Annotated in this window: 3 protein-coding genes and 1 pseudogene; 1 reads left to right on the top strand and 3 read right to left on the bottom strand. The window is 63.2% G+C overall.

Features of this window, described 5'->3' with window-relative positions:
* Positions 1–396: pseudogene (locus tag ACKVY0_RS11450) on the top strand (hypothetical protein); the annotation flags it as partial.
* On the opposite strand, the gene ACKVY0_RS11445 reads toward ACKVY0_RS11450, so the two are convergent.
* The 3 genes from ACKVY0_RS11445 to ACKVY0_RS11435 form a co-directional block, all read right to left on the bottom strand.
* Entirely contained in the window at positions 397–4,122 is a 3,726-nt protein-coding gene (locus tag ACKVY0_RS11445) for a protein kinase domain-containing protein (protein WP_409214951.1), read from the bottom strand.
* Between the two features lie 118 nt (positions 4,123–4,240).
* Positions 4,241–5,143 (bottom strand): hypothetical protein, encoded by a 903-nt coding sequence (locus tag ACKVY0_RS11440; RefSeq protein ID WP_409214950.1) that lies wholly within the window; start codon positions 5,141–5,143, stop codon positions 4,241–4,243.
* Positions 5,144–5,181: 38 nt separating this feature from the next.
* The gene (locus ACKVY0_RS11435) at positions 5,182–7,386 is read right to left on the bottom strand and encodes a copper-transporting P-type ATPase (protein ID WP_409214949.1); all 2,205 of its coding nucleotides are present in this window, start codon (positions 7,384–7,386) and stop codon (positions 5,182–5,184) included.
* Between the last annotated feature and the right edge of the window lie 37 nt (positions 7,387–7,423).

Below are 7,423 nucleotides of genomic sequence, written 5' to 3'. Positions count from 1 at the left end.
GTGCGCCTCCAGTTTGGCGTGCCGCGCGGATTTGACGGCAACACCGGTGGTCAGGGACCGGTCGGCCCCACCGGCCCGCCGTTCGGTAATTTCATGGTCGATGGCGTGACGACGCTCGACCCCGGCCTGCCGGCCACGGTAGGCGTGACCTTCGACGGCAGCAACGTGCGCTTCAGCTTCGGCATCCCGCGCGGCAATGACGGTGGCACCGGGCCGCAAGGCCAGCCCGGCGAGGTGACGAGCGCGCAACTGGCGGGCGCGATCAGCGGCACGAGCAACCTCAGCAATGCCGTGGCGACGCTGGACACGCCGTTTGCGAATGATCCACCGACGCTCGCTGATCTAGAACTGATGCGGGCGAAGATGAATGAGCTGATCACGGCGCTGCGGCGGTGATCACTTCGGCAGCGTGGGGACGAGCTTGGCGGCTTTTTCCACGGCGTCGCGATCCTTGGGGCGGTAGCGCAGCAGTTCGCGGGCGGCGGCGGGTGAGCCCTGTTCCTTGAGTGAACTCAGGTAGGTGTCAAACGGCTGGTCTTCGAGGGGTGAGAGCGGGCGGGTGGCGGCGGGGGCGAGCAGCCATTTGGCCCAGCGGACGGCGGTTTCCTCTCCTGGCGCGGGTGTTTGGGGAATGGCGGCCATGGCGGTTTCAAAATCTTCCGGCTGCAGCTTTTCAATGCGGCCTTCGGGTGCGAGCCGCCGACGGGCGAGGCCTTCGGCAAACTGGAGGAACCACTCGGGCAGCAGCGTGTTCTGCGGCGGCATGGGCGCGCTGAAGAAGCCGTGCTCGGAGACACGGAACAGGATGCTTTTGCCGTCATCGGCCACACGGGCGACGACGATGCCCTCCTGGTCGCTGCGTTCACGCGGAGTGTCGCAAATGGCGGGCGTGAGGCAGTCACCGGTGCGCACATTCCAGACGCGCATCTCGCCTTCATCGGTCACGGTGACGAGCCGTTCGTCGTCGGGGCTGAGCGCGAGAACCGAGACAAACGACGTATGGCGCATGCTGACGATGTTTTTGCGCGAGGCGATGTCCCAGACGCGCACTTCACGGTCACGACCGGAGGTGATGAGCAGTTTTTCATCCTGAGTGAGCGTCACGGCACCCACCGCAGGCGGGTGATGAAACGGCTCACCGATGGGCTTGAGCGTCTTCGCCTCATAGATGAACACGGTGCCGTCTGAATCAGCCGCGGCATACAGCGACTTCTGCCGGTTGACGCCGCCGAAATCGGAATCGCGCAACTGCTGTGGCGAGCCTTCCGGGCCTTTGATGCGGGTGATCAGATCCTTGTTGAGGACATCGACGAATTTGCGGCCCGACATGCGTTCATGGATGTTCCAAACCTGCACGAAGGGGATGCCGCCGGGAGCGAGGACGAGGGTGGAGCCGTCAGGCGTGATCTTGGCGTCGATGACGGTGTGCTGGAGCCGTGCGGCCTGCAGCGCCCCGGTCTTGATGTCAAACACGCTGACCTCGCCATGTTTGGAGATGCTGGAGATGAGGCTGGTGTCCGTGGCAGCCATGACTTTGGAAATTTCGCCGTCATGCCGGCGGGTGGGGAAGCGCAGCTTGCCGTCACCGACGTTCCAGATGTGAACATAGCCGCCGGCATCACCGACGATGATGGATTTGCCATCGGCACTGAAGGCCAGCGAGGTGATCGCGGATGAGTGCGTGAGGGGCTTCAAAACTTCGCCGCCGTTGCGGAAATTACCGACGTAGAGGGTGCCGTCGTTCATGCCGAGCGCGATCAGTTCGTGGGTGGGCTCAATGGCGACGTGCAGCAAGCCCTTGTCCACTTCGACGGGTGCGCCAACAGGCTGGCCATTGCGCAGATCCCAGGTAGTGGCGGCGCTGCCGTCACCGGCGGGATTGATGGGATCACCACCGTAAATGGAGGAAGCAAAGATGCCTTCATTATCCGTCGCGATCTCGCTCACCACGCCTTTTTGCTTCATCACACGGGCGGGTTCCTGCGGCTGGCGCAGGTCCCAGGCGTGGACACCGCCCATGCCATCCGCACCGATTTCACTGCCGACCAGCAGCTTCTCGCCGTTGCCGGAAAAAGCGACGCAGGTCACCATCTCTGGCAGGCGTGGCTGGAGATTGCGACGTTTGCCATCTTTGAGTGCCCAGAGTTCCACGGCACCATCACTGCGTGCGATCACGGCCTGCGTGCCGTCGGGGGTGACATCGAGGCAGGTGATCGAGATACCGGAGGGCATCGGATGATCGGTGCGCTCGCCAGTTTTCATGTTCCAAATGGAAATGATCTCACGCTGCGGTGGCGGTGTCTGCACTGGGGCGGGCAAAGCTTTTGGCGTGGGAGAGCTGACGGCCAGCACCACGCCCGCCGCACGGCTCACGGCGACTTTGGAGGCCTCAGACACACCTTCTGGCAGCGCCAGGGGGGCGATCTCCGGGCGGATGAGATGCTCGTTCGCCAGCAGTGAGAGCAGATTGGTCGAGGAGAGGTCGTTGGTCGGATCGGTGCGCAGCGAGCGTGTGAGGAAGGCCACGGCGTCGTTGTACTGGCCGTTGTCAGTGAACTGGCGGGCCATTTGCTCATCGGAGCGGCTGTAGGATTTGCGCAGCTTCTCGCGACCGTTTTCGGCTTCGATGCGGTTTCTCTCCGCCTTGAAGTACATCGCGGTGCTGGTGATACCGCCGATGATCACGGCCAGTGCGATGGAAACGGCGGCGGCAACGCCCACGCGATGACGGCGCACGAACTTTTCGAGCATGTAGCGCTTGCTCGGCGGACGCGCGGTGATCGGCTCGTACTTGAGAAAACGCGTGATGTCATCCGCTAGGTCGTCGGCACTGCCGTAGCGGCGGTTCGGATCACGTTCGAGCGCCTTGAGCGCGATCCAGTCGAGATCGCCTTTGACCGTAGGCTCAATGGTGGAAGGCTTGGGCGCATCTTTTTCCGCCAGCTCGCGCAGCAGGACGTGGATCGGCTTGTTGGCGATGTCTGAAGGCGTGATGAGCGCCCTGCCGCAGAGCAGTTCATAAAACACCCCGCCAAGTGCATACACATCGGATCGAGTGTCCACCTGGGCACTGCCATGCTCAATTTGCTCCGGGCTGATGTAACCTGGCGTGCCGACGAGCTGATCGATGCCGGTCGCAATCGTGTGGCCGGAGCCTTCGCCTTCCAGCACCTTCGCGATGCCGAAGTCGATGACCTTGGGCACCGCCTTGCCGGCCTCGTCCATCACCATGATGTTGCCGGGCTTGAGGTCGCGATGGATGATCCCCTTTTGATGCGCGTGATGCACCGCACGGCAGACCGGGATGAACAGCGCCAGACGCTGGCGCAGATCGAGATCGTTCTGCTTGCAGTAGCTGGTGAAGGAGCGCCCTTTCACCATCTCCATCACGAAATAAGGGGCGCCGATGTCCGTCTCACCCGCGTCCAGAATGCGCGCGATGTTGGGATGCTCCATGATGGCGAGCGTGCGCTGCTCGATGGCGAAACGGCCCAGAATGTCCGCCGAAGTCACGCCCGCCTTCACGATCTTGATCGCCACGATGCGATGGATCGGCTTCACCTGCTCCGCACGATACACCACGCCGAAACCACCCTCGCCTAGCTTGTCGAGCAGGCGGTAGCGGTCACCGATCCAGCCATCGTTGCCGGTGAGCGACTCCATGTGTGACCGCGGTTTCGAGGTGGATCCCATCGAGGCCATGGACGCCGCCGTTGCTACTGGCAGGCCACCATGGCTCGGCATCGTCGCTGCACCGGGCATCGTCGGCTGCCTGTTCGTCGGAATGGCGATCGTCACGTCCTCCGGCCCCAGCGTGAAGTTGCCCGTGTCAGAGGTCGGCGGCTTGGCACCCATCGTTGCCGCAGGCAGGCCGCGGCTGGTGTTCGGAATAGCAATAGTCTGGTCTTCCGGCCCCAGCGTGACATTTCCCGTGCTCAACTCCGAAGACGGCGGCGGCGCTGCGGGTTTGGCCGGTGGCCCGCCGCGCTTCAGATTCGGCACCGCGATGGTCATGTCCTCCGGTCCGAGCGTGACGTTCCCCGTCGCCATCTCTGGTGGCATGTATTTCGAAGACTCGTCTTCGGAGGAGGGAGGGGAGGGCTTGGCCGGATCAGGATTCACAGGCGTAAAATAGGAAAATACCGCTGCACTGTTTCAGAGAACGGCGCTGCGGGCAAGCCTTGTGAACGAGTGCGCGAAGAAAAGCGCCATCGACAAGCAGGTTTGAGTGGGTGGAGGACTAACAGGCAGGAACCAGCGCTGACGCCCATTCGCGCTCAAACACCGGCACGGCCAGCCGCACCGGGCGCTGGTGTGAATGTGCGCGCACCTCGATGAACCAGCGGCAGGTCAGATGCGGCAGCTTCAGCCCCGTGAAAATGGCTGGGGTCGTGCCTGGGGCATCCTCGTGCATGGGAAATTGTACGGGCAGGTAGGTGTTGGTGGCATCCTGGCGTGCGTTGCCAAGATCAAGCGTCACACGCCGCTCACGTTGGCGCTCACGCGTGCTCTTGCCCTCGCGCTCGCCGTGCCTCAATTCGCAGAAAAAACTCAATTTCACCTGCGTGAGCGGCCCCAAGCGGCGTGGGACCTGCAGTTCACCGTGCAGCACCTGTCCCGGCCTGATGGGCAGCGTTTCCAGCTGCAAGATGGGTCGGCCGATGACGCGGCGGGTGCGCAACCGACGCCACGCGAACCAACCGGGAACACACGCGAGCAAGCATGGCAACAGCGGCAGGACGATGATGCCCCCGGCACCATCCACCAGGAGGGCCAGCACGAGCGGCGCTGCCACCAGCACCGGCCAGAGCGTCAGCCATGCCAGCAGCGGCAGATGATCGCGCTCTGCCCGCACTTTGCCGCCCGGCTCCCACTCCTGCTTCCAGCGCCACGGTTCCTGCGGGTGCAGCCGCGCTTGTGACCTCGCGAACCACAGCCGCTGAAAGCGCCACCATGCCAGCGCGGGCAATGCGGAGCCCAGCGGCACGAACCACAGTGGAAACTGGCTGAATAGCAGCAGCTCTCCCGGTGTTTTTACCCACTGCCGCGTCTCCCACCATTCCCACAGCGGGATAAAGTAAGTCAGCCAGCCCACGGCCAAGCCGCCACCGAGAAAAACCACGCCAAACAACGCGGCGGCCATGAAATCCCACACTGGATGGGGTTGTTCTTTGGTAGCTTTCACTTGAACCACCGCAGCCGCAGGCTGTTTAGAATCACGGACACACTGCTCAGGGACATCGCCACGCTGGCGATCATGGGATTGAGCAACCAACCGGTGAGGGGATAGAGCAAGCCGGCGGCCAGTGGGATGCCGAGGCCGTTGTAGAGGAAGGCAAACCACAGATTCTGCCGGATGATCTTCATCGTGGCACGACTGAGGGCGAAGGCCTGATGCAAGGCGCGCAGATCACCCTTCACCAGCGTGACGGCGGCGCTTTGGATGGCGACTTCCGTGCCGGTGCCCATGGCGATGCCGACATCGGCGGCGGCGAGGGCGGGGGCGTCGTTGATGCCGTCGCCAGCAAAGGCCACGTGGCGGTCTTTGCCGCGTGCTTGATACACATGCAGCAGTTTTTCCTTCGGCGAGACCTCGGCGGCGACTTCGTCGATGCCCAGGTCCTTCGCCACACGCTGCGCGGTGGGTAGCGCGTCGCCGGTGATCATTTGCAGCTTCAATCCCAGTGCATGCAGCGATGCGATCGCCGCCGGTGTGGTTGCTTTGACCTTGTCCTTGATGGCGATGAGGCCGAGCGGCTTTTCATTGAGCACGACGATGACGACCGTGCAGCCTTCCGACTGAAACTGCATGGAACGCGCATGGCATTCAGCGTCGAGGAAGACGCCGTTCTTTTTCAGAAACGACGCCTGACCGACGAAGACTTCGCTTTCGCCGATCATCCCGAGCACACCGCCGCCGGTGATGGATTGAAAGTCCGTGACGGTGGCGAGCGGGATATTGCGGTCCTCGGCGGCTTTCACGATGGCGGTGGCGAGCGGGTGCTCGCTCAACGCTTCGACTGCGGCGGCACAGGCGAGCAGATCACGCGCGGAAAGGCCCGGCAGTGGGAAAATCTCGACCACCGACGGTTTGCCTTCCGTCAGCGTGCCGGTCTTGTCGAGCATCACGATGTCGATCTGCTGCAGGCGTTCGAGTGTCTCGGCATTCTTGATCAGCACACCGAGCTGTGCTCCCCGCCCAAGACCGACGGTGACGGCCATCGGTGTTGCTAAACCCAAAGCGCAGGGGCAGGCGATGATCAAGACGGCCACCGCGTTCACCACGGCGAAGGCGAACGACGGCTGCGGGCCAAACTGCCACCACAGCAGAAACGTCAGCGCCGCGATGAGCACCACCACCGGCACAAACCACGCCGAAACGCGATCCGCGAGCTGCTGCACGGGCGCGCGGCTGGCCTGCGCCTTCGCAGTCATTTCGACGATCTGGCTCAGCAGCGTGTTGGCACCGATGCGTTCGGCCCGCATGAGGAAGGTGCCGGTGCTGTTCACCGTGCCGCCGGTGACAGCGGCGTCCGCTGCCTTCTTCTGCGGCATGGATTCGCCGGTGAGCATCGATTCATCCACTGCGGAACTGCCTTCAGTAACGATGCCATCCACCGGAATGCGTGCGCCGGGCTTGATGCGCAGCACGTCGCCGACTTGAATCGCCGCCACGGCGGTTTCGATCTCCTTGCCATCACGCACGAGCAGCGCGGTTTTCGGCGTGAGGTTCATCAGTGCGCGAATCGCCGAGCCGGTGGCCTTGCGTGCACGCAGTTCGAGCAATTGTCCGAGCAGCACGAGCACGGTGATGACTGCTGCGCTTTCAAAATACAGCGTCATACCGCCGTGCCTGGCCTCATGCGGCAGCCATTGCGGTGCCACGAGCGCCACCACGCTGTATATCCACGCCGCCAGCACGCCGAGACCGATCAGCGTGAACATGTTGAAGCGCAGATGCCGCAGTGAGTTCGCAAATCGCACCAGCAACGGCCAACCGACCCAGAATACCACCGGCGTGGCCCAGACGAACTGCATCCAGCCGGAAGCGTCGTGCGAAATGGTGCGGATCACCGGCAGGTTCATGCCCATCGCCAGCAGTAGCACGGGCGCGGTCATGGCGGCGCTCCAGCGCACGCGCCACCACAGGTCGCGCACTTCTTCTTCGCCACCATCGCCGCAGCATTCAGGCTCATTGCGCTGCGCCAGCGGATTTTTCTCCAAGGCCATGCCGCATTGCGGACACGGGCCGGGCCCATCGGCACGCACGCCCTCGCACATCGGGCAGATGTAGGGTGCTGGCGGCAGGGCCGTTTTCAGTACGCTTACCGGCTGCTCCTCATCCGAGGGGCAGTGTGGACAGGATGTCGGCGCGTTAGGAAGCATGATGTCAGTAAAATAGCCGCACAAACAACGCCATCAC

The sequence above is a fragment of the Prosthecobacter sp. genome, assembly GCF_046154365.1.
Classification (GTDB): Bacteria; Verrucomicrobiota; Verrucomicrobiia; order Verrucomicrobiales; family Verrucomicrobiaceae; genus Prosthecobacter.
The sequence above is the reverse complement of the archived record's forward strand: the minus strand, read 5'-3'. Positions and strand labels throughout refer to the sequence as shown.